Source organism: Lyngbya sp. CCY1209 (assembly GCF_055795065.1).
In genome coordinates this window covers 1-23,984 of record NZ_JAYFER010000592.1, presented here as the reverse complement: position 1 = coordinate 23,984, position 23,984 = coordinate 1, and the positions used below count along the sequence as shown (strand labels likewise).

Below are 23,984 nucleotides of genomic sequence, written 5' to 3'. Positions count from 1 at the left end.
ATTGACTATGCCTTTAAGAGTTCAGTTTTGGACGGCTTAAGAATCCCCGCGTCTTTAGACCGGGGAGAAGTCAAATCCAAGTGATCCGCGATCGCTCCGATGTCAGCCTGGACGCATTTTTCGCCACCTACCAAAGCCGGGAACTCACCCCCGGCGATCGCACCGACGCCCTGCGGCTGTTGGAGATGCAGCGACATTCCCTATTGATGTTCACCAGTTGCGGCTGGTTCTTCGAGGAAATTTCCCGGCCCGAAGGCACCCAGATCCTGCGCTACGCGGGGCGGGCGATCGAACTGGCTGCAGATGTGACCGGAGTCGAACTAGAAGCGGAATTTCTGGAAAAACTCGCCCTGGCCCCCAGCAACGTGGAATGTTTCGGAACCGGAGATGAAGTGTACCGTCAACTGGTGATCGGCGATCGCGTCAGCCCCGAACAGGTCGCCGCCCACTACGCCATCAGCTCCCTATTTACCACCCACGAACGGGAACAGCAACTTTACTCCTACACCACCCGCCAATCCGACTATCAAATCCAGCGGTTGGGATCGCTGACCCTCGCCGTGGGGCAAGTGCTGCTGGTGTCCGACATCACCCGGGCTGAACATCACTACACCTTCGCCGTGTTGCACCTGGGGGGGTGGGACTTCCACTGCTGCATCCAACCCTTCACCGGGCGCCGGTCCTACGTCGATCTCAAACAGAATTTATTTGATGCCCTCCAGGATGCCAGCGCGGCATCGGTGATTTTGGCGATGGTGGCGGAATTTGGCAACCCGTCCTTCAGCCTGGACCATCTGTTTGCCGAGGATCGGCAGCGGATCATGGCCCTGCTGTGCCAGGAAACCCTGACCCGTCTGGATCAGCTTTACACCCAGGTTTACCGGGACAATTACGGGGTGATGACGGCCTTCCACCGGGACGAACTGCCCGTCCCCCAGGAGTTGCGGGTGGCGGCGGAGATCGCCTTGGGAAATCGCTGTCTGCGGGCGTTGCAGGGGTTGGAAGCCGAAAGCGGGGACGGTCGTTTGAACGCAAATTATCTGACGGAACTCGAAGCGATCGCCGCCGAGGCCAAACAGCAGCGGATCGCGATCGCCAATCCGGACATTCGGACGATTTTAGAACGATCCATCGTGCGATCGCTGGCCAGCATCCTGAAACACGGCGATCCCGCCACCGTCGAAACCCACATCGGGCACCTGGAACGCCTGATCCAGATCGGATATCAACTCGATCTCAATCCCAACCTCGAGAAAGCCCAGGAATTGTATTTCCAATATCTCGAAACCCAGATCGTCCCCCTGTGCGTCGGCTGGCTGCAACACCGCGATCGCGCGATCGCGTCGGAAACGGACGATAATAAAGAAACGGCCCAGTGGGAACTTCCCACCCTGCGGAAACTGTTACAACTGGGTCAGACCTTGACCATCGACGTTCACGCTTGGTTGAGTCAACTCACCTAGCTTTTCTCCCCCTCCTCCGATGAATTTCTCTGACAAGCTACTCGGCGCCATCGATCGCAATCAAAGCCTGCTGTACGTCCCCCTAGACCCCGATCCGGAGGGATATCCGCCCAAATTCGACAGTCCGGAAGGGCTGTGGCTGGTCGATGACAGCGGACTGGTGGAGGAGTGGAACGGGTGGCTGCGGGCGATCGTCCATCAGACGGCGGATCTGGTCTGTGCCTACAAACTGACGCTCAACGCCTATCTCGGACTCGGGATGTCGGGGTGGAAACTCTTGCAGCGGGTCCTCACACACATCCCCTCCAACATCCCGGTCATCCTGGACGCCAAACACGCCGACCTCAACACCGGGACCCTATTTTCCCGGCTGATTTTCAAAGATTGGGGGGTGGATGCCTGCACCGTCTCCCCCTACACCGGCCAGGATCTGGTCGCCCCCTTTTTGCTGCATCCGGGGAAAGCCGTCTTCGTCCTCTGTGCCACGGCCAACCCCTCCGCCACCCTCCTGCAAGAATATCCCCGACCGGAAAACCCCCTCTATCTGGAATTGGTGAGGGCGACCCGGACTTGGGGGACTCCCGAACAGGTGGGGTTGGAAGTGGGGGTGATGGCCGATATGTTGGCCCGCATCCGGCGGGAGGCGCCCGAACGCCTGATCCTGGTCCAGGGGGATATCGCCGAAGAAAACGACCTCACCGAAGAGGGCGACTTGACCCAAATTTTGGCGGCGGGGTTGAGTCCGGACGGCGGCGGGTTGCTGCTTCCCCTCCCCCCCCGCCTGTTGGAACGGGAAACCGTCACCGAAGCCGTGCGGGGACTGCGGGACGCGATCAATGACGAACGCCTGCGGGTGATGCAGGGGAGCCCGAGTTGCGACCTGTGGCTTCCCGACGTTTGTTTTTTGGAGCACCAACCCCACCGGGATTTAATATTGCAATTGTATGATATCGGCTGCATCATGTTCGGGGATTACGTCCAGGCGTCGGGGGAGGTTTTTCCCTACTATATCGACCTGCGGCGGATCATTTCCATGCCCCAAATTTTCCATCAAATTGTGGGCGCCTACGCCGAAATTTTGCAGACCCTCAATTTCGATCGCATCGCCGGTATCCCCTACGGTTCTTTGCCGACGGCGACGGGGTTATCGCTGCGGTTGGGACGGCCGATGATCTTCCCCCGCAAAGAGGTGAAAAGTTACGGTGCGGGGCGGGCGATCGAAGGTCACTTTCAAGACGGGGAAGTGGTGGTCGTTGTCGATGACATTTTGATTTCCGGAAATAGCGTCATAAAGGGAGCTGGAATCTTGCGTGAGGCGGGGTTGAAGGTGGAGGATATCGTCGTATTTCTCGACCACGGCCGCGACGTGATGAAGCGGTTGGAAAATGACGGATATCGGGGTCATGCGGTGTTGTCTTTAGATGAAATTTCAGAAACCTTATATCAGGCGAATCGAATCACGTCCCACCAGTTCGATTTGTTGCAGGAACAGGGTTGAACAATTAACAATTAACAATTAAAAATTGATAATTTTTTCCCGCGACCCGATTTGGGTGACAGGGAAAAGAAACCGCCTTTTCATCAGAGTCGAACAGTTTGTCCCTCAACGGGAAAGTAAAGATGGCAAGAGATCGATTTCATAATGTTGTTAGAACTGCTTTAGAAAAGGAAAATTGGATCATCACTGCCGATCCTTATGAAATTAAGATTGATGATGTGGATTTCGAGATCGATTTGGCAGCAGAACAAGTATTGGCAGCACAAAGAGACGGCCAAAAGATTGCTGTCGAAGTGAAAAGTTTCATCAGCTCGTCCAATGTTTCAGATTTTCATACGGCATTGGGTCAGTTCCTCAATTACCGAGATGCACTGGCCAGTATCGAACCCGATCGCCAACTTTACCTAGCCGTGCGAGAATCAATTTATAAAAGCTTCTTCCAACGACGTTTCATCCTGGCGGCGGTCGATCGCTACCAAGTCCGATTGGTGATTTATAATGTATACCAGGAGGTGATCGTTCAATGGCTGTAGAGCAATATCGCCAATATATTCAACAATTGCTTTCGGAACGCGCCGATCGCGCTTCTAGACAGAGAACGGAATCGGAATACGAGGTGCAGACCGTTTTTGACATACAACGGGATCACTATCAACTGTTGTACGTCGGCTGGCGGGGACTCAAACGGGATTTTGGCTGTGTTCTGCACGTCGATATCAAAGGTGGAAAAATCTGGATTCAGCACGACGGCACCGAAGAGGGTCTGGCCAACCGATTGGTGGAAATGGGAGTCCCCAGGGAAGATATCGTTTTGGCATTTCACGAACCCGAAATTCGCCAGTATACGGAGTTCGGTACGGGATAGGCGATCGTCATTAGGGTGTAGGGTGTAGGGTGTAGGGTGTAGGGAAAATCGATTCCCTATTGCCGATCCCCTTTCTACGGGTTCTCTATTCCCGTCCGCAGATTACACTTTAAAGTGGTTACATCGGTTTGATTATAGGGAAATCCCTGAGAAGCGATCAATTCCTCCCTCATCTATTTAAAAGAAAGTCCTAGGGATATGTAGTACAAGAGGGAGTTGCAGAAAATTATCGTACTGGGGAGCAATCTTCTGTAGGTATTGAAGGTAAGCCAGCCAGTTCAGCGGTTCATCATCAGGTTTCAAGAGTGGATTCACCTCAACTAATGCAATTTTTTTTGCTATAGTGTTGGTTTTAGGCTGAATCAATTTTCCAGATTTGTTTTCGTATAGCCGCAACATTGACTCTTGAGAGTTGGTTTGATCGGTGGCAGCTTTGGGGCGTATCAACAGGTATGAGTTGTCAGCTAATTTTGCGATCGCCCTGCCTCTTTTCGGCTGGTTTTTATCATTATTCCAAAGAGTTGCTTGGGGCATTTCTCCTCCATCTCGGCAGCGAATTATTCGACAATTTTTGGGCAGCTCAAATGGTTCAATTTCATCATTATTGTCGAGCAAATAAATGGTTTCTTTTGTCCCAAAGTAGGGATCTCGTAGTCCCTTTATAGCCTGTCTCATATTGTTTGCATAGGGTAGGAGCAATGTCGAGTTTGGTAAATTCATAAGCTCCTTGAAGAAAGTGGAGACAAGCCTTTGTAGGATCGGCCCCTGACAACCTTTAAAGTTAGTTTCGGCTTGGATGTCAGGGATAAATTCACGCAAGGGTTGCCAAGTGCTGGTTGCTGTGCGACCTGTTAAAATTCCCTGTGAGTCGAGCTTAGTCGCAACTGGCAAGTAATTTCCGTTTGATAACTTGTGCAGATAAGTTCCGATTGTTTGCAAATCAGAAGGAAGTCCATAAGCTTTGAGGGCTTTAGGGATTAGCCCATCGTGATAACCCAGGCGACATTTCATCGCGAGCAAGGTTGCCTTACACTTGTGAGGAAGTTCTTTAACTTCCTTTTCATCATTTTCATTGACTGGAACAGTTAAACTTTTGGTGAGAAGATTGCGACCTGGTAAGTGTTCCTTGATTGGATCGTAAGGATCTTCTTGAGGTCGTTTTTTGAAGTAATTTTCAGGATAAATCGGAAGAATGAGTGCTTTTGTCTCCCTGTAAGGTTCGGGGAGTGCCTTAACCCGTTCAGTAATTATCTCTTCACGATCTTGTTTGCGTTGCTTCCAGTCACCTTCAAGCGTGACTGGAATTGGGTTGCACATTCCCACCAACCCCGGATCGGTTTCCTTGATGAGGTTAAGTTGAAGCTTTTTGGCTTCATGCTCGAGTGCTTGGCCCACTCCCTGAAAATCTACATAATATATTGAATCAGGGCAGGATGATGGCAGACGTTTGGAAAACTTAGAACGACCTTCGTTAATAATGTCAGGCTCAAACCGTTCAAAACCGGGTTGCAAGATTGGTGCGATTATCTCAAACAAGTAAACTAGATCGTTGGGCGTAACTCCTGCTGTGACATCCTGAAATTTCTCGCGTCCCTCCCGATTGATGACAAAAAAACGTAGCTTTAGGTTGGGATCAGACCAACCGAGTGGATTAAGAAGAAGTTCATCTGCACTCGGCACAGAATCATAGTCAAACTTACTGAGTAGTTCAGCCAAGTTGTTAGCCCAATATCGATCCTCTGTAATTTTGGCGGTACAAGCTCCATTAGGAGTATAAATCATAACGCTAAACTCCTCGGGTAGTTTAGTCCGAGTGTAAGGCTGGGCAAGATAGCGTCGTACACCAAAGTCGAGGGGTAAGTAGAGTTGGGGCTGACCCGGAATCTGAAGCGATCGCGGGTGAATCATAAATGAATAAGGGTTCTTCTTTTTTGAGTACAAAACATCAGTAATACAAAATTGAGGCTTTTGAAAGAGGGAACTCGCAACCTCCAAAGCTGGCAAGAACTTAATTGATTGAAATTCAGAAATAAACTCGGAAAAACCGATGGTATTTTGCGTGATTCGCGCAACGGCGATACTTGGAATTATTCCAAACAGTGACCGGTCACGGGGTTGAGCAGTACCATTATCAGACCGCTTCCAATCTTCCGGTGAAAGCTGACATTCATCCCATTCAAATAAAGCCCGATCAATTGCCGCCAATGATGCTTTTATATCTTGCTCAACAGGTTTCTTTTTTCCTCGTTTCTTGCCGGCGATTTTGAAAGTTTCCCTCACCCAATGCTTGAGCAAGGTCTTAACTCGTTTTTCCGGAATGGAGTTAAGACTAAAAAGGAAAGGCTTATCAGTCGGTAAGGAACCCTCAACATAAACAATTTGAGGAACCGAAGCATTAATCAGGGCTTTCAATTGATATCCTGGCAAACTGATTGGGTGATCGCCTCGTTTTGGTCGATCTCGAGAGTAGTCAGCAAGCAATACCTGCTTGAGGTCAGTCGGTAGGGTCAAGCAGAAATAACGATCATGTAGTTGATTGGGATTGAGCTGCAATGCGGCAATTTTGAGTGAAATTGTCATAACTTAGAAACCCTTAATGTTGAGAAGTGCTTGAATGCCCTGAGACCAAAGAATTACGGCTTTGGGATCTTTTTGTAATTGTTTGGCTCGGGCGATCGCATCCTTAAGATAGGCAGAATAAGCAGCATCACACAGTCGTACTGTTGCATCAACCTGCCCTCTCGTGATGCGGGGCCACAATTGCCCAATATCCTCAGTCCACCACCGATTTAAGAGAATATTATTCATAAAACTCTTGGGAGATTTAGGAAGGTAGCGTATCTGGCGTTTGAAAGCTTGGTCGATGAGCCGATCCGCAATCCGGGCATAGTATCGGCATTGTTCGAGCAAACTAAACGGTTGTGGTGGTTCCTTTTCCGCCAGGAGTTTTGCCCGACGATCCAAGATTTCAGGTAATCTTTGATCTGTCTCAAATAGAGAGACCAAAAATAACTCAATTGAGATTTGTAGATCGGTTGGGTTAGCATGGGGTCTGACCAACGAATAGAGGACACAAAATGCAGCCTCGCGACTACCCGGCGGAACGATGTTAATATCACGGCTCACGCCCTGAGAATAGGCAATCAGTACATCAACGCCAGGGATAGTGGCAAAGCGTTCGGCGTGACGACGGCGAAGGCAAGCGGCTTTTTTACGAGGATCAAAGCCGTCTAAGTTATCATTGTCTCCAACGAGAACCTTGCAGCGATCGCCCTGCCCCAGAAACTCGAGAGCTTCCCACACCGCCCAACATTGAGCCTTTGAGTTAGTTGTCAGAAGTGCCCGCCGTCGGGCTTCAGGATATTGTTGTAAGTCTTGCTCAATGATCGAGGAAGATCCCCCCTCAAAAAGCCGCTTAGTGATTTCAGAGATAGCTACAAGTTTGTCTTCAGATTCACGTCCGCTGATAAAGATAGGCTTGCCGTCAGACTTACAGAATGGATGGTAGTGCAAACTAATTTTCCCATGTTGTAAGCCCTGCCTTTGCAGTAAATAGCCATCAGTTCGCAAGTGATAAATTGAGCGCCCGTCAGGAAGCCAACCCGTTGCGGTAGCCAGGACAAAGTGACAACCGGCATAATCATCAAGTTCATATAACTGGCTGAGGTTGGCAATCAAGTCGGGTCCGCTAAATAGCAATGAGAAGTAAAGGAGGTTGAGATCGTCATGATTGATACCACGATCTAAAACCAGACCCGCAGCTCGCCCCGTGATTAAACGAGGAAAAATATTTTCTAGATAGTTCGGGCCACTACTGAGCGCAGGCTGGGGAGTATCTGTCTTAATCGCGATCGCCATCTCACTGGCAGTTAATCGGCGATCGGCATCATGAAGCAAAACCAGCAGCGCATTAACTGCCAGAATAATCAGAAAGTAATCAATGAAAAGTCTTTGTTCAGTTTCCCCTAACCTTTGAAATGATGTGTACTGGGATAATGCTTGAGTGAGTCTTGTGGCAACTGGATTGTCCGGATCTCCATCAAACTCCTCTTCGTAGAACATCTGAGTTGTTGCAATTGAAAACGGGTCGTTGGAAGTAGATTTAACCCCCTTTTTCAGTAAAGGGAAAAGCTCCTCTTTGATTTTTTGATAATCCTCGTCACTCCAACCCGATTGGATTTCTCGGATGAATTCGTGAGTTTTCTTGATCCAATTAAGCTGTAAAAATGTCGAGTTAAAAAATGACATTTTCTCGAGGCTGGTACAAGCATCAGGTCGTCGCGATAAATAACCAATCAACCAATCAAAAATAGTGCCGACTTGGTTGAGATCATTATTCAAACCGGCTACTGGCAATCGCTTCAGGTTTTGCGATCGCTTCCTCCGAATCACCTCCTGGTAACTGCCGACCTCCTCGATCCACTCCCTTAAGTCCTTGTCGGGGGAGAGTTGGTTTTGAATCCTTTGTTGAGCAGAATCAGCCTCGTCAATAAAACAGATATTAAAAGTTTTGGTGACGTACTCAAGCACAGACATAGGCCGATCGGTGAGCTGAATGTTGGATAGCAAAGCCCCCTCTGGAGTCGTCATCAAAACCGAGGCTTGCTCCAAATTTTGCATCTGACGTAGCCGTGAACACTGGTCAATAAACGGGCAGTGACAATTAGGCTCGCCCCGCTCTGAGCGATACTTTAGATCGAGACATGGGGGATTTTCGCGATCTACGTGTTCGCTGAGTCCGGCTAAAGCGCACGAGTAATCAAGCACATCATGTCCAATATGCTCAAGTTCAAATGATTCTTGAGTTTCGAGGAATGCCTCACGGTATCGGTTGCGATTACTGCGCCCAACAATTACAGCAATATCTCGTTTGCCATTGAGTAAGTAAGGCCAAAGCTTTTGTGCTGTATTTAAGGCCGTCGTGACGGTGGGAGAAATGATCGCAATTCTATAAGGTAGCGTATTGGCAAAATACAGAGTTGCAATTTGAATCAGGATGGATTTACCCGTGCCTGCAGGACCATGTAAGGCAATTACCCGCTCGAAAGTGAACGTTTCAGTCTCGCTCATTTCAGGAAAGTGCGAGAGTTTTAGGTTTCGCAGTTCCTCAAGGTAATAACTGGGTAGATTTTGTCGGCTAACTAATTTATTAGTAAATTCTATTAACTGACCAAACGTGACACTTATGGCAGGATTTGCAGTACGTTGCCGGGGAATTTGAATCAAAGTCATAACGGAAATCCTTCAATTTCAATACGTTCGAGCTGCCCGTCATTATGCTTACAACTCCTCAGCAGATATGTGCCGTTACCCCGAGGCTTAACACGAATTTCCTTTAAAGGAATAGGTCTGCTCATGAAATTTTCGTAACTGTTAAAGCGCCCAGGCAAGATTGCCTGAAGGTTGGGCTCAATTTGGCATTTTCCGAGTGGCAGATGTGCAAAACCGTCTTTTCTCTTAAAGCCTCGAACTGTCTGAGGTAACTCGAAATAAGAACTTAACACATTGCGACGAGAATACTCCCAAACCAGAAAAGAACCGCCGATCACCTGCAAACTTCGATGTAATTGAGTTGGCTGAGTACCGTCTATTTTATGAATATTCCCAGATACAACAAAACGAAGTAAGTCAAGTGGCTCGTTGGCATAAAGTTTATAAAATGCCCAAAGGCAAGCTTCCAGCTTTGCTATGGATCGAGGAGACTCAACGTTTTCCTCTTCGGAAAGAGCTTTGACAACTGGATCTAGTCCCGACAAGTCACGACCTGGCATTACGCACCCTCCTAGCTTTCTTCTTTACACTGTCGATCGCCCCACTAAAAAACAAAAAATTGCGGTCGGGCAAAGCATCCCTTACTTGCTGTAGATAGACTTTGCCAACTCGGTCGGGTACGACATAAACGAAGCGATCGCAATTCTCAGGCTTTCGCTCTTGGCTCACTTTACGAATTAGTGAGCGAGGATAGAGGTAATCCTTGCAGTCAAAAATCCAGCGATCGCCGTTCGCAAAATTAACAGCAACGTCTCCGTCACAGTCAAGATTTGGCCACAAATCACAATCGGGAACAATCTTTTTAAAAGCCTCGAATAGATGCACGTCGATCGCGCTACGAAAGTAAAAAGCTGAAGCAATACGCCCCCGTAAAACTTTTTCCCCGAACTCATAGTTTCTAATCTCGATCGACTGCATTGCAAGACAATCACGACATTGAGGATGAGGTTTAGAATTAATTGAGGGCGCTCCACACTGTTGACAAGCGAAATCACTTGGAGCCGTATCGGCTGTGTAATATGCGTTATCTATCAATCCCCTCAACTCCTTGGGCTTTTCGCTCAAGAAATCAATCATTTCATCCTCAGTTTTGCTAACTGATGAAACCAGATAACGCCGCAGCTCAACATATAAACTATGCGGATCTTCATGAGCCTGACAATAAGAATGCAGTTCATTAAAAAACTGATTTTCTTCTATTTCTTCAGGACTGTTCCGTAGTTCTACATACTCCTCTGCAAGTTCGCCGACCCAAGCATTTGCCTGAATGCTCGCATCCGGTATCTTGCCAAGCCGTACTAATCGATCGTCAGGTTCTAGTAAATCAACCTGTAAGTAACTGGGCCACTCGCAGTAAGGCTTATTAATCACTTCCTGCACGAGTTCAGACCAGTTACCCGGCGGACGAACACCCTGCTTGAAAGCAGCAACCGCAAAATGATCCAAAGTATGGTCAATTTCCTTTAGCGGTAATCCCGACGATGCTCGCCCGTTCGGGGATAGAGCGATCGCCCTCAACAGGTAAGCAAAACCCACTTCAGCATGATTGACTGCCACCAAAAACTCCTTGCTTCATGTTCTCAATAAAGCACGAACTGGCATGGGAGCATGGCTTCAGAAGCCATCTCTGTAATCAGCCAGTTTTCAACGTGAAGTTACTGCTTGGCGAGAATTATAGCATGATTTGACTCGCACGACTTACGCAGTCGGAAGAAGAGGAGACTATTTTGCGTTCGGCTTCCAGGGGTGGGAGGGTTCGGGGATTTCCGGACAGGGAGTCGGTTTCTCGTTGTCAGACATGGTTCTGTCAGGTGGGCGATCGCGATTAGGGTGTAGGGTGTAGGGTGTAGGGAAAATCGATACACCCCAACAAATTCCCGCGATAATTTTTATTCCCAATCTGCGACATCTGCGTAATCTGCGGATTCATTCGATCGCGACATCGGCTCAGAAAAGATTGTCTGCAACCAATCTTCCCGTTCTGCCGGCGAATCTTCCGCCCAATTCCAGAGGCTTTCATAGAAGAAAAACGAGACACCAGCGAAATTGCGATCGCGGACAATTTTCACTTTTTGATCCAACGTTTCCGTCGCCGTCGGACGATTTTTTAAACCGCTCAAAATCCCCACGACGACCGGAATATGTCCGTTTGCCAATTTCACCTCTTCCCGCTCCAATTCCGTAATAAATCGGTCGATATCCGGCCGATACACCTGCAAAACCAACTCCTCAATATAACCCCGCCGTTCCCAAGTAAACCAATCTTGCAGATAAGCGGGAAGGGCAAAATGCAAGGGATTCGGAGACAGAGAAACGATACAATCGGATTGAATCGCTTTGACGGCATAAAATACCCGCTCCATAAATTCATTCAATCTATCCGCACGCCAGCGAACCCAGTAGGTATCCAGGGGATTGTCCGGGGGAGATTGTCCGCCGTGTTGTTGTTGAAACAATTGCACGGTAAAAGAATCGTAACCGAACTCCGAGGGCAACCCGAAATGGTCGTCAAACTGAATGCCGTCGATATCGTAATTTTTGACAATTTCAGTAATTAGATTTATAATCAAATCTTGAACTTCGGGACGAAAGGGATTCAACCACCCCCATTCTGGATTTCCTTTCGGTTGAGTCAAACTGCCCTCTCGGGTTGTGGTCAACCAATCGGGATGACGTTTTGCCAGGGGAGAATCGACGGGAACCATCAACCCAAATTCAAACCAGGGGATAACCGTCAACTGGCGTTGATGTCCCTCCTCGACCACTTCTCGCAGCATATCCCGCCCTTGCAGTCCCGGCGTCGGGTCGAGTTCGACCCCGAACACTTCCCCGGCTACGGCACTCGGATAAAGCGTATAACCGCCTTGCCAAACGGTGGGATAAATCCGGTTGAAATTGAGATTTTGAAGCCGTTCCAAAGCCCCCGTCAATTCACGATTTGAAAATAAAATATCACTGTCAACATTGGTCAGCCAAACGCCACGAATCTCTGTCGTCGCTCGGGCTTGAATTGGGGCAATTAACTGGTTTTTAAAAAATACCAGTGCAACAAAAAAAGCAATAATAAATAAAACTATTTTCTTATTTTTTTTATCTATTTTTATCATTTTCAATTATTTCGAGTACGGTTCGTATCGCTGCAATCATCACGTCCGGGCGATCAACCCAGACAAAATGGCTGCTATTTTCTGCAAACATCAATTGACTACGATCGCTCAATTCTAACAGCTTTTGTTGCATCTGACTCCAGGTGCGATCGACAATTTTGCGGGGCAGTAAATCCATCAATGGACTACTTTGTAAAAACGTGCTGGCTTCGATGACCAGCAACGGCAGGGAACCCAAGGATTGAGTCGGCTGCATTTGCCGGGAACTGATTTTCAGGTTTCGCATTTCCGAAAACATCGCCCCCCAATGTTTGGATTGATAATAGGAAAATTTGATGCGATTTAATTCTTCCTGCGGAAATCGTCGCAATTCCGGCTTCAGAAATTCAAACACTTGCAGGATTCCCATCAAACGCACCCACCCCAAGGCGGCGAAAACTTCGACAATTTTAAAAATAACGGTCAACAATATCCACAAAAATTCGATTTTCCAGGGATAGTTTAAAACGAGATCTTCGTGCAAACAGTGGGTCAGCACCATTCCCGCCACATTGTCGGGAAAATTTTGGGCATAGAGGCGAACGGTATAGCCACCGAAAGAGTCCCCGACCAAAACATAAGGGGGTTCGATATTTGCCCGTTCCAAAACCTGCGCGAATTCGGAGACAACTTGTTGGCTGGTGCGGGGTTTGTCGCTGGCATCGCTCCAGCCGTATCCGGCGCGATCGCAAATCACGACGCGATTCGTCTTCGACAGTGCCGTAAAAACGTGATAATTTGCCCAGCCAAAACTTCCCACACTGTGGTCAAATACAATAGTGGGAGAACCCGTCCCTGCACTGTAATAATGAAGGCGATAACCGTCGATTTCGACGAAATTTCCGGGGGGGGGATATCGTCGGCGATCGCAGGGCATACAAACTCGATGATAAACGGCGACGATCGCCAAAATGAAAAGCTGAAAAGCAGTCCCAACCATCGGCATTGCAAGAATCCCCAAGTCTCATCAAATTCTATCTCGATCGCGCCCCCAAATTGGAAATCGGCGCGATCGTCCGACGGAGTACCGTGAAAATGGATTTCCCACCTTTTCAAAAGCCGACGGCGAGGAACAAGTCGCCCTCCCTTGCCAGTCGTCACGGCAGATTCCCGAGATAATGCTGATATCATTATCGAGATTGACGATAGTATCAGCGTTGAGTGTGAGGCAAGTGAGATGAGTGCTTTCCAGTTCGGCACAATGGCGGAAAACGGCAGTATCCCGTTGTTGGACTTGGGCGCCCTCGTCCCGACCGCCTCACTGTCGCCTTTGGAGCGGCGATCGCGGGATGATGATACCATCACCGGAGGCGACGATACCGTTACCGGAGGCGACGATACCGTTACCGGAGGCGACGATACCGTTACCGGAGGCGACGATACCGTTACCGGAGGCGATGATACCCTTCCCGGTACAGATCCGGACGGCGAGGAAAGCACGCCACCCACCCCAGAACCCGCCCCACCGGTTCCGGCACCGACTCCGCCGACACCCGAACCGACTCCGCCACCCGTTCCTGAACCGACACCCCCCCCACCCACTCCCATTCCGACGCCTCCGCCGACACCCACACCGACACCGACACCCACACCCACACCGACACCGACACCCACACCGACACCGACGCCAACTCCCACACCGACACCGACGCCGACACCGACACCCACACCGGTCCCCACGCCTCCAGATTCGGTCATCGAAGGAGATGAAGGGAACAACGAGCTTCCGGGAAGTGCCGGGAAAGATATCATTTTAGGTCGGGGCGGAAACGATACCCTGCTGGGTTTCACCTCGAATGATTCCCTGGCGGGGGAACCGGGAAATGATATTTTATATGGCGGTCGCAACGACGACTCGATGACGGGGGGAGAAGGAAACGACCTGCTGCAGGGGAACCGGAACGACGATCGCCTCGAAGGGGGAGACGGCAGCGATACCCTCTTCGGCGGCCTCAACGAGGACACCTTGCTGGGGGAAATTGGCAACGATATCCTCTACGGCGACAAGGGAGATGACAGCCTAGACGGTGGCGAACGTCTCGATACCCTCTACGGAGGCGAGGACAACGACACCCTCTTCGGCGGTATCGGCAGCGATCTCCTATTCGGCAATCAAAACGACGACAGCCTCAACGGCGGCGGGGATGATGATAGCCTCTACGGTGGCTTGCAAAACGACACCCTTTTGGGGGAAGCGGGTTCGGACTTTCTGCGGGGCGATCGCGGCGACGACAGCCTCCACGGGGGAACCGGCGACGATTCCATGTACGGCGGCCAAGAAAACGACACCCTGATCGGCGGTGTGGGGATGGATTATGTCAGTGGCGATCGTGGTAATGACTGGATTATTGGGGTCGATCCCAACGCCGAAATTCCCGGACTCATCGAACTCGATACCCTCTACGGGGGAGACGGCGACGATACCTTCGTCCTGGGCGACGAAAGCGGCCCCTATTACGACAACCAAAACGACGAAGTGACGGGTGTAGCAGACTACGCCCTGATCGTCGATTTCAATACTGCCCAGGACGTAATTCTACTGAGTAATGACGATTATCTCTTCTCCAGCGACATCCCCGAAGGACTGCCCCAGGGGACGGCGATTTTCCGGCGGACGACGGGGGCCAACGAACTGATCGCCATTTTGGAGGGTATCGTGGATTTCAACCTCGACAGTGCCGACACGGAAGGCGGACCGATCCGATTTATTTAATTTCCCCCCCCCGGCGATTGTTGTGGGGAAAATAAAATTTCCCCACTCCGCCTCGTTCAAAACCGTCCGAAATTGGTAGAATTACTGTGAACGTGCGATTCGTTCTGTCAGAAAGATAAGCCAGCAATGGTGAATCGTATGACAGGTGGGGGCTGCAAGGCTCCCATAACTGGAGTTCTGTTCCTGGAAGGCAGGACATCTGGACTTCACTGGTAACTCTTGCTAGGAGCCGGATGAGGTGAAAGTCTCAAGTCCGGTTTTGAATGGGAGGGGATGGAGGTGACTCCATTCTCGACCCCTAACTTTTACAAAGTCAATCCAACGTGGAAGGAAAACCGAGACTCGCGATCGCCTGCCAAGGGGGCGGCAGTCAAACCGCCTTCACCGCCGGCGTTCTGAAAAAATTTCTCGAAGCCGGCGTCCATAAAAACTATCAGATTGTCGGATTGAGCGGAACTTCCGGCGGCGCGATTTGCGCCCTGTTAACCTGGTACGGCTTGTTAAAAGCAGCCAAGGGTTCCACCGACCCCGTCTCCAAAGCCCTAGTTGACTTCTGGAAAGATAACACCGCCACCCATCCTTGGGAACAACTGCTCAACGATTCCCTGATGTACACCCGCCGAATGGTAGAGCAGGGTCGAATCCCCTACTATGAAGCCAATCCCTACGATTGGCAGTGGGAATGGGTGCAAAATCTCTTCAGAACTCAGTCCCCCCGACAGGAATATCTGGACTTAAAAAAACTGCTAGAAAAGCACGTCAAATTCTCCGAACTGGAAAATCTGGTGGAGTCGTCAAGTCCGAAGTTACTAGTCGGCGCCGTGAATGTCCTCTCCGGCGGCTTCAAGGTTTTCGACTCCCAACGGGAGCAGATGAGTGTCGAGATGATCCTCGCTTCCGCCGCCGTTCCGACGCTGTTCAAAGCGGTAGAAATCAACGGCGAATTTTATTGGGATGGTTTGTACGCAGAAAATCCACCCATGACCAAATTGTTGCAAACCCTCCCCGAAGAGCTCTGGGTCATTCAAATCAACCCCAAAGAGGCGAAAACCGTGCCGACTGCGCCGGAAGATATCGTCGATCGCCGCAACGAATTAGAGGGCAACATCATGCTCGCCGTGGAATTGCGCGTCCTCCAATTTATCAATCAATTGGTCGAATTAGGAGCCTTAAAAGAAGAATTTTTAGAACGCTATCCCTTACATTATATCAAACTGCGAATGATCCGCATGAGCGAACCCCTCGCCGAAAGTCTAGACTACGCCTCCAAACTCGATCGCTCCCCCGCTCACATCAATAACCTGATCGCCGAAGGCGAACAGGAGGCCACAGCATTTCTGAACAATCCCAACGATCAACAATACGGCCCCCCGCCGTGGTGGGAAAGCGAACAAGTCTTTTTCAAGTAACAATTAATAATTAACAATTAATAATTAAAAAATTCCGGTTTACCCCCCAACCGGAGCCGATATTATAATCTGCGAAAATCTGCGAAATCTGCGGACTTAAAAACACCCAATTTCTGATGAAATCGGGCGTTTAAAAAATATCAAATTTTGGAAAAATCACCACTTCAACAGGTTAAATTCTTCCATATCCACCGTGTCGCGGTTCCGGTAAATCGTCAAAACGATCGCCAGACCCACCGCCGCCTCAGCCGCCGCCACAGCGATCACAAACACCGTAAACACCTGACCTTTGATATTCCCAGAATCCAAATAATTAGAAAACCCCATCAAATTGAGGTTGACCGCATTCAATAGCAATTCGATGGACATCAAAACCCGCACGGCATTGCGGCTGGTAATCAATCCGTAAATGCCGATGCAAAACAGGGCGGCCGCGACGACCAAAAAATACTGAAGTTGCAATTCCATAAACCGTTTTTTTGATTCACCTTATCAATGGAAACTGTCGGGGCGCAACACCTGCGCCCGATCGCATCTCAAAAACTACTCCGAAGTCTCCTTCCGGCCCGAAACCGAAAGCAACTCCCGGGGCCGCTCTCGGAGCGTCCAGACCGGCGTCTCGTCCGAATCGGTGGGGGACAAATCGGGGATAAAATCCCGGCGGGCCAGGACGATCGCCCCCACCATCGCCATCAACAAAAACACCGACACCAGCTCGAAAGGTAGCAAAAAGTCGGTGAAGAAATGCTCCCCGATGGCGATGGCGGAACTTTCAATCGCGGTCGTCTCAGCCGTCACGGCCCAGGGCGTGGACAGCACCATCACCGACAGCAGGCCGAACAAACCCACGCAGACCACGGCCGTCGCCACCTGCCGTATCCACGCCTTCGGCAGGGTCCGGAAATTCTGCTGCTTGTTCACCAACATGATCCCGAACAGGATCAAAACGTTAACGGACCCGACGTAAATCAAAACCTGAGCCGCCGCCACGAAGTCCGCATTCAGGAGCAGATACAGTCCGGCCATGCTCATAAATACGCCCCCGAGCAGAAACGCGGAGTAGACGATATTCTGGAGCAGGACCACGCCCAACGCGGCGCCAATCATCATAACGGCTAACAGGCCAAAGGAAACGACCTGAACCCCTTCTGCTAAATTCACAGTCTTTTTATTCCTACAATCATCAAAAACTCGACAGTTGCCGGCGGGGACTCCCGAATTCGGATGCGAGTCCCCGCCGACGGGCTAGGCGTTTTCCGCCTCTTTTTCGGCCTCCCCTTTCTGCCGCTCCAGGAGCTCCAGAATTTCCTCCGGACGCAAACCGGCTCGGCGAGAGGTGTGGGGGACTTCGTGGCCGTCGGTCACGCCCTTGGGCAGGTAAGCCAATTCTCGGATGGGAGTCACCATCGGATCGTCTGTCACCTTGTAGGGCAACCGTCCCAGCGCCACATTATCATAGTTCAACTCGTGGCGATCGTAGGCTGCGAGTTCGTACTCTTCCGTCATGGACAGGCAGTTGGTGGGACAGTATTCCACGCAGTTGCCGCAGAAGATGCACACCCCGAAATCAATGCTGTAGTGCTTGAGTTTCTTCTTCTTCGTCTGGCGGTTGAACTCCCAATCCACGACGGGCAAGTTGATCGGACAAACCCGCACACAGACTTCGCAGGAGATGCACTTGTCAAACTCAAAGTGAATCCGGCCTCTGAACCGCTCCGAGGGAATCAACTTTTCGTAGGGGTACTGAACCGTGATGGGGCGACGTCTCATGTGGTCGAAGGTTACGGATAACCCTTGGCCGATGTACTTGGCCGCCTGAATGGTTTCCTTGGCGTAGTCGCCAACTTGGTTGAGGAATTTGAGCATGGTGTTTTCTGAAGTCTCTTCAGGGTTTGGGTCGGGCCGGGTCAATTGTCGCGATCAGCTATCAGCCGTCAGCTTGGATAGGCAATGCGATCGCCTCTGACCCCTATTATGATCCTCAAAACCCGAACCGGACGCCGGGTCGGGTTTCGAGGATACCGCTCATCCCCCAAATGCCACGGGGAATGCCAGTTTCAACGCCGCCGTCAGCAGCAGGTTCACCAGGGCCACGGGCAGCAAAAATTTCCAACCCAGGTTCAGCAGTTGGTCGATGCGAACCCGGGGCACCGTCCACCGCAGCAGGACGGCGGTGAAGACCAGCAGGTAAGCTTTCAGGATGGTCATGGTGATGCCGAGGCTGGCCGTGACCACCTGTAGCCAGGGGGTGGTTTCGCTGATGCCCAACAGGCCGGCGATGGTTTCCACCGGAATCGGGAAATCCCAGCCGCCCAGGTACAACACCGCCACCAGCAGAGCCGAGAGCACCAGGTTGACGTAGGATGCCAGGTAGTACAGGGCGAATTTCATCCCCGCATATTCCGTCTGGTAGCCGGCGACCAACTCTTCTTCCGCCTCCGGCAAGTCGAAGGGCAGTCGTTCGCACTCAGCCAGGGCCGCGATCCAGAAAATCAGAAAGCCGACGGGCTGGCGCCAGATGTTCCACCCGAGGATGCCGTAGCCGGACTGCTGTTCGACGATATCGATGGTGCTGAGGCTGTTCGACATCATCACCACGGCCACCACCGCCAGGGCGAGGGGAATTTCGTAGCTGATGGACTGGGCGGCGGCCCGGAGTCCCCCGAGGAGGGAGTATTTGTTGTTGGAGGAGTAGCCCGACATCAGCAGGCCGATGGGCTGGATGCTCGACAGGGCGACCCACAGGAAGATTGCCGTTCCCAAGTCCGCGATCGCCAAATTTTGTCCGAAGGGTACGATCAGATAGGACAAAAAGACGGGAATTGCAACGACGATCGGGCCGAGGGTGAACAGCAGGGGATCGGCTTTGAAGGGAACGATGTCTTCCTTGAGCAACAGTTTCAAACCGTCCGCCAGGGGCGCCAGGGTCCCCATCGGGCCGATGTATTCCGGGCCGATCCGCTGCTGGGCCGCGGCGGAGATTTTCCGCTCCAACCACACCGTCCCCAGCACGCCGACGGTGGCCGCGACGAGCATCAATCCCATCGGAAACGGCATCCACATGGTTTTGGCGACGCCGGATGGAATGCCGAAATCCGAGAGGACCTGAATGAAACTTCCTTGTATATCTATTCCTGGGTTCATATATTTGCATTCAAAACGGCTGCAATTTCCCGGGACGGCATCGCGCCGTCCGTTCGAGGGGGATTCCTGAGTTCATTCTCGGTGCCGGCAATTGAGTCCCGTCCGGGGGCCACCGCCGGAGAATTTCCCCAGGTCGAGGGGGCGTGTCGTCCACAATAATATTCGCTATATGGCAACGAGCGATCGCGTGTTGACAGTTGGGTGAGGAGCACTACCTCGACCCCCTTGGTAAGGGGGAGGCGGGGGTGGAATTTCCAATCCCTACACCCTACACCCTACACCCTACACCCGCGCGCAGCGCTATAGTTTTGACACTTCCCACTCCAAAAAGAGACGGGTCTTCTCAGATCCCGCGCACTTCTCGTAAAGATTTTTAAAACTTTACATCTGATTAGTGTAGCGTTCGAGGGACTCGAAACTCAACTCGAACCCAAAATTTTGCCGACGAAAGAATTCGCGATCGCCAATACCAGTGATAAGCGGAGGAAGCGGAGGGGGGAGAGGAAGCGGAGTCCCCCTATTCCCCATTCCCTATTCCCTATTCCCTATTCCCGCCCCCCTAATACCGACTCTCGACTCCCAACTCCCCAAACTTACGCCACCGGCCCCCCGAGGTCGATCGCGCAATTCCGCTCATGGATGGGGATGTACGTTTCGCTGTGGGTGCCGGTGTAAATTTGCGTGGGCCGGTAAATCCGGTTTTTGACGAGCTGCTCCTTCCAGTGGGCCAGCCATCCGGCGACCCGGGCGATCGCAAAAATGGGCGTGAACAGGTCTGAGGGAATTCCCAACTTGCGGTACACCAAACCGGAGTAGAAGTCCACGTTGGCATAGATGCCCTTGGCGCCCAATTTTTCGTCCACGGCCTTTTCCAGTTCCACCGCGATCTCGTAGTATTTATCCCGGCCGAACTGGTCGAACAGTTGTTCGGCTAACTCCTGGAGGATGGTGGCTCGGGGATCTTTCACCTTGTAGACCCGGTGGCCGAAGCCCATGATTTTGGATTTTTTCTCCAGCAACCCGTCCAGGTAGGGCCGGACATTTTCCACCGAGCCGATCTCTTCGAGCATCGTCAGCACTTCCTCATTCGCCCCGCCGTGCAGGGGGCCAGCCAGGGTTCCCACGGCAGAGGCGACGACGGCGTAGGGATCCGTCAGGGTGGAGGCCGTCACCATTGCCGAGAAGGTGGAAGCGTTGATGGTGTGTTCGGCGTGGAGGGTGAGGCAGACGTCGAAAACGTGGGCTGCCAGGGGGTCGGGTTCCCGTTCACTGAGCATATACAGGAAGTTGGCCGAGTAGTCCAGGTCGTCCCGGGGCTGAACCGGATCGTTTCCCTTCCGCATCAGTTTGAAGGCGGCGACCATCGTGGGAATTTTGGCCAGCAGCCGCACCACGGCTTCCCGGATGTACTGGGGGTTGTCCAGGGCGCGGCGGGAGTAGAACAGGCCCAGGGCCGCCGCCGAGGTTTGCAGGGCGTCCATCGGGTGTCCGGTTTCGGGGAAGCATTTCATCATGTCCCGAATCCGGTATTTGATCCGCCGGTGGAAGCGGATGTCGTGCTCGAAATCGGCGAGTTCGTCCTTGGTCGGCAGTTTGCCCCAGATTAACAAATAGGCGGTTTCCAGAAAGGTGCTCTGCTTGGCAAGCTGCTCGATATTGATGCCCCGATATTCCAGAAGTCCCTTGTGTCCGTCAACGAAGCTGATACTGGACAGCGTGGCGGGAACGCCCTCCAAACCGGGCTTGTACTCACTGACGATAGTCATAACAGCTTTTCTATATGTGTAGAACGTACAAAGGTTACATTATCAGATGCATCTGGGCGATCGCGATTTTAACAACAATTAATTAATGAAGTTGCGATCTCGGAACCTGCAAACGGATTCAGCCCAGCAGAAATTTTGGGGGCGTCAACCAGAAGAGTTGGGCATTTCCCAGCGGCGGTCCGGTGTCGGGCAGGGCGAGGCCAATGACGCCCGCTTTCTTGACCACTAAAACGTCCCGGGCTTCCCCCCAAATTAAGGATTCCGCCCAGTCGCCCAAATCGGGTTGGTGGCCGACCAAAGCCAGGTCGCCCCCGGCGCTTTTGTCAAGATTTCCGTACCAATCGATCCACTCCCGGAGGTCGCCGTCGGGCGCCAAAGCGGGGAAGATTTCCCAGCGGGAACTCAACCCGCCAGACTGCAAGATTTCGGCGGTCTGGCGAGCGCGGACTAGGGGACTCGAAAGAATGCGATCGAACCTCAGTTTCAGGGTTTTGAGTCGGGCGGCGACCTGGCGGGTTTTGCGATCGCCCTCGGCCGTCAGGGGGCGATCGTCATCGTTGGCGTAGGTGCCGCGATCGGCGGCGATTCCATGACGAATTAGGTACAGGTTGGGCATCGGATGAATCCGGTTTCCGGTGAACCGGCGATCGACGTTTCACCAGCTTACCATCCCTGCCGACAAGAAACCCCCGGGCGATCGCACGGGGGTTTCACAGGCCGATGACGTATTTTTGCCACTCTTGATTCATGCCACTTTTGAGGTGCTTTGTCACTTCAAAGTAAAGGCTGCTGTAAGGTTTTCGCGGCGTCGTCCTCAAGGTCATTCCGGCTTCTTTCGGAGTCCGGCTCCCTTTTTTGACGTTGCAGCGCACGCAGGCCGTGACCAGGTTTTCCCAAGTCTCACCCCCCTTGCGCGATCGCGGGATGACGTGATCCAGGGTGAGTTCGTCCCCGGTGTAGCCACAATATTGACAGGAGTGACAGTCCCGGTGCAATATATTCCTTCGGGTTAAAGGGATCTCTTTGTAGGGGACTCGAACGTAGTGGCGCAGTCGGATCACCGTCGGCAGCGGAAAATCCGGCAGGATGTATTTTCCGTTATGCTCGACCTGCTCCGCCTTCTCCTTGAGTAACAAGATCACCGCCCTCCGCCAAGTGGTGATGTTGAGCGGTTCGTAGGAGGCGTTCAACACCAGAACATTGCCCATATTCAAATTGCTGCAAGGTAATGTTTGACCGAATATTATCACAGCTTAACTCGTTACTGGCCTTTGGAGCAAAGGGCAGGGGGGGAAGTCGCGCGATCGCTCCCCTTCCGGAGGCAGACCCGGAGTCCGAAGGAAAACGCTGTAGAGTATTCTGATAGCATCCCGGCGAGGCTGGGAGCATCAGTTTAGATCTAAGCGTGAGGAGTGAGCAATGATTAGCGGGAAACCCATCGAGATGGGCAGATCGGCGGAATATCTCGAAGCCCGGATCGGGATCGGACATGAACATCGGGCTTGGGTGGAAGTGGATCGGGGCGCGATCGCCCACAACGTCAGGCAGATCCGCAGCCTGCTGTCCCCCCGCACCCGACTGATGGCGGTGGTGAAGGCGGATGCCTACGGTCACGGTGCCGTTTCCGTAGCCCAGATCGTCTCCGAGGCGGGTGTTTCGGGGTTCGCGGTGGCGACGATTCCGGAGGGCATCCAACTGCGGGAAGCCGGAATTGAGAAGCCGATTTTGGTGCTCGGCGCGGCCCACACCGCCGACGAAGTGGAAGCGATCGCCCATTGGCAACTGCAGCCGACCCTGTGCACCCCCCAGCAGGCGCTATTATTTTCGGAGACGCTGCAAACCTCGGGGCGATCGCTTTGGGTCCACCTCAACATCGACACGGGGATGTCCCGCCTGGGCACGTCCTGGAAAAAGGCCCTGGACTTCGTGCAACTGGTGCGCGGGTTGCCCCATTTGGAAATTTCCGGGATTTACTCCCACTTCGCCACGGCGGACAGTCCGGACCGCACGATCATGGATCGGCAGCACCGCCGCTTCCGGGGGGCGATCCGACAAATTGCCGACATTTTAGATCGCGATCGCCGCCCCTGCCTGCACCTGGCCAACTCCGCCGCCACCCTCGCCGACCCGGATCTGCATTACGATATGGTGCGGGTGGGATTGTCGATTTACGGGTTGTATCCGGCCCCTCATTTGCGATCGGCCGCGGATCTGAAACCGGCGATGAGCGTCCGGGCCCGAGTCACTCAAATCAAAACCATCGAGGCGGGCACGGGGGTCAGTTACGGACATCAATTTGTCGCCCCCGAACGGACTCGCATCGCCGTCGTCGGCATCGGCTACGCGGACGGCGTACCCCGCAATTTGTCGAACCGCATGAAGGTGTTGATTCGCGGTCAATTCGTCTCCCAAATTGGGGCGGTGACGATGGATCAGTTGATGTTGGATGTCAGCGATATCCCCGATTTGCAGGTGGGGGAAGTGGTGACGCTGTTGGGAGGAGAGGGCGATCGCGCCATTTCCGCCGATGATTGGGCCGATCAGTTGGGGTCGATTTCCTGGGAAATTCTCTGCGGCTTCAAGCATCGCCTGCCCCGAATTTTGACTTAATTGAGTGACTCGCCCCCTAAACATGGTTCGGGATGGATGCTTGGGAGTAGAAACCGGGTTTCTAGGCAACCATCTGGTGGGGAAAGAGAAACTCTCATA

Annotated in this window: 20 protein-coding genes; 7 read left to right on the top strand and 13 right to left on the bottom strand. The window is 52.1% G+C overall.

The annotated features are described in order from the left end of the window. Positions 1 to 80 precede the first annotated feature (80 nt). The 4 genes from AC0QHF_RS21895 (at position 81) to AC0QHF_RS21880 (ending at position 3,826) form a co-directional block, all read left to right on the top strand. Positions 81 to 1,463, top strand: a complete 1,383-nt coding sequence (locus tag AC0QHF_RS21895; protein ID WP_324706372.1) for a DUF3536 domain-containing protein — start codon at positions 81 to 83, stop codon at positions 1,461 to 1,463. 19 nt (positions 1,464 to 1,482) lie between these two features. Continuing rightward, positions 1,483 to 2,961 carry a bifunctional orotidine-5'-phosphate decarboxylase/orotate phosphoribosyltransferase gene (locus AC0QHF_RS21890; RefSeq protein WP_324706371.1) on the top strand — a complete coding sequence of 493 codons (1,479 nt, stop codon included), beginning with the start codon at positions 1,483 to 1,485 and terminating at the stop codon, positions 2,959 to 2,961. Positions 2,962 to 3,083: 122 nt separating this feature from the next. Then, entirely contained in the window at positions 3,084 to 3,494 is a 411-nt protein-coding gene (locus AC0QHF_RS21885; protein ID WP_324706370.1) for a XisH family protein, read from the top strand. Further along, the gene (locus AC0QHF_RS21880; protein ID WP_324706369.1) at positions 3,485 to 3,826 is read left to right on the top strand and encodes a XisI protein; all 342 of its coding nucleotides are present in this window, start codon (positions 3,485 to 3,487) and stop codon (positions 3,824 to 3,826) included. Before AC0QHF_RS21885 ends, AC0QHF_RS21880 begins: the two co-directional genes overlap by 10 nt. A 177-nt stretch (positions 3,827 to 4,003) precedes the next feature. On the opposite strand, the gene AC0QHF_RS21875 is transcribed toward AC0QHF_RS21880, so the two are convergent. From AC0QHF_RS21875 to AC0QHF_RS21850, 6 genes are all read right to left on the bottom strand, one after another. Then, positions 4,004 to 6,406, bottom strand: coding sequence for a pPIWI_RE module domain-containing protein (locus tag AC0QHF_RS21875; RefSeq protein ID WP_324706368.1), 2,403 nt, complete (start codon positions 6,404 to 6,406; stop codon positions 4,004 to 4,006). 3 nt (positions 6,407 to 6,409) lie between these two features. Beyond that, entirely contained in the window at positions 6,410 to 9,058 is a 2,649-nt protein-coding gene (locus AC0QHF_RS21870; protein ID WP_324706367.1) for a hypothetical protein, read from the bottom strand. Then, a complete protein-coding gene (locus tag AC0QHF_RS21865; RefSeq protein WP_324706366.1) occupies positions 9,055 to 9,597 on the bottom strand; it encodes a hypothetical protein in 543 nt (180 codons plus the stop codon). The genes AC0QHF_RS21870 and AC0QHF_RS21865 overlap by 4 nt, the downstream gene beginning before the upstream one ends. Further along, positions 9,584 to 10,654: a restriction endonuclease-related protein gene (locus AC0QHF_RS21860; protein WP_324706365.1), complete on the bottom strand. Its 1,071-nt coding sequence runs from the start codon at positions 10,652 to 10,654 to the stop codon at positions 9,584 to 9,586. The genes AC0QHF_RS21865 and AC0QHF_RS21860 overlap by 14 nt, the downstream gene beginning before the upstream one ends. Positions 10,655 to 10,986: 332 nt before the next feature. Further along, positions 10,987 to 12,204, bottom strand: coding sequence for a glycoside hydrolase family 10-like protein (locus tag AC0QHF_RS21855; RefSeq protein WP_324706364.1), 1,218 nt, complete (start codon positions 12,202 to 12,204; stop codon positions 10,987 to 10,989). Further along, positions 12,188 to 13,183: an alpha/beta hydrolase gene (locus AC0QHF_RS21850; RefSeq protein WP_324706363.1), complete on the bottom strand. Its 996-nt coding sequence runs from the start codon at positions 13,181 to 13,183 to the stop codon at positions 12,188 to 12,190. The genes AC0QHF_RS21855 and AC0QHF_RS21850 overlap by 17 nt, the downstream gene beginning before the upstream one ends. 237 nt (positions 13,184 to 13,420) lie before the next feature. On the opposite strand from AC0QHF_RS21850, the gene AC0QHF_RS21845 reads away from it, so the two are divergent. Both AC0QHF_RS21845 and AC0QHF_RS21840 read left to right on the top strand, forming a co-directional pair. Then, a complete protein-coding gene (locus tag AC0QHF_RS21845) occupies positions 13,421 to 14,956 on the top strand; it encodes a calcium-binding protein (RefSeq protein WP_324706362.1) in 1,536 nt (511 codons plus the stop codon). A 323-nt stretch (positions 14,957 to 15,279) separates the two neighbouring features. Next, positions 15,280 to 16,365, top strand: coding sequence for a patatin-like phospholipase family protein (locus tag AC0QHF_RS21840; protein ID WP_324706361.1), 1,086 nt, complete (start codon positions 15,280 to 15,282; stop codon positions 16,363 to 16,365). Positions 16,366 to 16,521: 156 nt separating this feature from the next. Here AC0QHF_RS21840 and nuoK read toward each other — a convergent pair whose 3' ends face one another. From nuoK to AC0QHF_RS21805, 7 genes are all read right to left on the bottom strand, one after another. Continuing rightward, positions 16,522 to 16,827: an NADH-quinone oxidoreductase subunit NuoK gene (nuoK, locus tag AC0QHF_RS21835; protein WP_324706374.1), complete on the bottom strand. Its 306-nt coding sequence runs from the start codon at positions 16,825 to 16,827 to the stop codon at positions 16,522 to 16,524. 81 nt (positions 16,828 to 16,908) lie between these two features. Beyond that, on the bottom strand, positions 16,909 to 17,526 hold the full coding sequence (locus AC0QHF_RS21830) for an NADH-quinone oxidoreductase subunit J (protein WP_324706360.1): 618 nt from the start codon (positions 17,524 to 17,526) through the stop codon (positions 16,909 to 16,911). Between the two features lie 84 nt (positions 17,527 to 17,610). Then, entirely contained in the window at positions 17,611 to 18,231 is a 621-nt protein-coding gene (gene ndhI / locus AC0QHF_RS21825) for an NAD(P)H-quinone oxidoreductase subunit I (protein ID WP_324706359.1), read from the bottom strand. A gap of 159 nt (positions 18,232 to 18,390) precedes the next feature. Next, on the bottom strand, positions 18,391 to 19,509 hold the full coding sequence (nuoH, locus tag AC0QHF_RS21820) for an NADH-quinone oxidoreductase subunit NuoH (RefSeq protein ID WP_324706358.1): 1,119 nt from the start codon (positions 19,507 to 19,509) through the stop codon (positions 18,391 to 18,393). Positions 19,510 to 20,102: 593 nt separating this feature from the next. Further along, positions 20,103 to 21,275, bottom strand: a complete 1,173-nt coding sequence (locus AC0QHF_RS21815; RefSeq protein WP_324706357.1) for a citrate synthase — start codon at positions 21,273 to 21,275, stop codon at positions 20,103 to 20,105. A gap of 118 nt (positions 21,276 to 21,393) precedes the next feature. Further along, complete coding sequence (gene sixA, locus AC0QHF_RS21810) at positions 21,394 to 21,891, bottom strand: phosphohistidine phosphatase SixA (RefSeq protein ID WP_324706356.1); 498 nt, start codon at positions 21,889 to 21,891, stop codon at positions 21,394 to 21,396. 94 nt (positions 21,892 to 21,985) lie between these two features. Then, positions 21,986 to 22,483 carry an HNH endonuclease gene (locus AC0QHF_RS21805; RefSeq protein WP_324706355.1) on the bottom strand — a complete coding sequence of 166 codons (498 nt, stop codon included), beginning with the start codon at positions 22,481 to 22,483 and terminating at the stop codon, positions 21,986 to 21,988. Between the two features lie 235 nt (positions 22,484 to 22,718). On the opposite strand from AC0QHF_RS21805, the gene alr reads away from it, so the two are divergent. After that, positions 22,719 to 23,885: an alanine racemase gene (alr, locus tag AC0QHF_RS21800; protein WP_324706373.1), complete on the top strand. Its 1,167-nt coding sequence runs from the start codon at positions 22,719 to 22,721 to the stop codon at positions 23,883 to 23,885. Positions 23,886 to 23,984: the final 99 nt, after the last annotated feature.

Excerpts from the sequence above, each read along its gene's own strand:
- AC0QHF_RS21805 (WP_324706355.1), bottom strand. The coding sequence starts at position 22,483 with ATGGGCAATGTTCTGGTGTTGAACGCCTCCTACGAACCGCTCAACATC.
- alr (WP_324706373.1), top strand. The coding sequence starts at position 22,719 with ATGGGCAGATCGGCGGAATATCTCGAAGCCCGGATCGGGATCGGACAT.
- AC0QHF_RS21885 (WP_324706370.1), top strand. The coding sequence starts at position 3,084 with ATGGCAAGAGATCGATTTCATAATGTTGTTAGAACTGCTTTAGAAAAG.
- AC0QHF_RS21880 (WP_324706369.1), top strand. The coding sequence starts at position 3,485 with ATGGCTGTAGAGCAATATCGCCAATATATTCAACAATTGCTTTCGGAA.
- sixA (WP_324706356.1), bottom strand. The coding sequence starts at position 21,891 with ATGCCCAACCTGTACCTAATTCGTCATGGAATCGCCGCCGATCGCGGC.
- AC0QHF_RS21815 (WP_324706357.1), bottom strand. The coding sequence starts at position 21,275 with ATGACTATCGTCAGTGAGTACAAGCCCGGTTTGGAGGGCGTTCCCGCC.
- AC0QHF_RS21855 (WP_324706364.1), bottom strand. The coding sequence starts at position 12,204 with ATGATAAAAATAGATAAAAAAAATAAGAAAATAGTTTTATTTATTATT.
- AC0QHF_RS21870 (WP_324706367.1), bottom strand. The coding sequence starts at position 9,058 with ATGACTTTGATTCAAATTCCCCGGCAACGTACTGCAAATCCTGCCATA.
- AC0QHF_RS21865 (WP_324706366.1), bottom strand. The coding sequence starts at position 9,597 with ATGCCAGGTCGTGACTTGTCGGGACTAGATCCAGTTGTCAAAGCTCTT.
- AC0QHF_RS21850 (WP_324706363.1), bottom strand. The coding sequence starts at position 13,183 with ATGGTTGGGACTGCTTTTCAGCTTTTCATTTTGGCGATCGTCGCCGTT.
- nuoH (WP_324706358.1), bottom strand. The coding sequence starts at position 19,509 with ATGAACCCAGGAATAGATATACAAGGAAGTTTCATTCAGGTCCTCTCG.
- AC0QHF_RS21845 (WP_324706362.1), top strand. The coding sequence starts at position 13,421 with ATGAGTGCTTTCCAGTTCGGCACAATGGCGGAAAACGGCAGTATCCCG.
- AC0QHF_RS21875 (WP_324706368.1), bottom strand. The coding sequence starts at position 6,406 with ATGACAATTTCACTCAAAATTGCCGCATTGCAGCTCAATCCCAATCAA.
- ndhI (WP_324706359.1), bottom strand. The coding sequence starts at position 18,231 with ATGCTCAAATTCCTCAACCAAGTTGGCGACTACGCCAAGGAAACCATT.
- AC0QHF_RS21890 (WP_324706371.1), top strand. The coding sequence starts at position 1,483 with ATGAATTTCTCTGACAAGCTACTCGGCGCCATCGATCGCAATCAAAGC.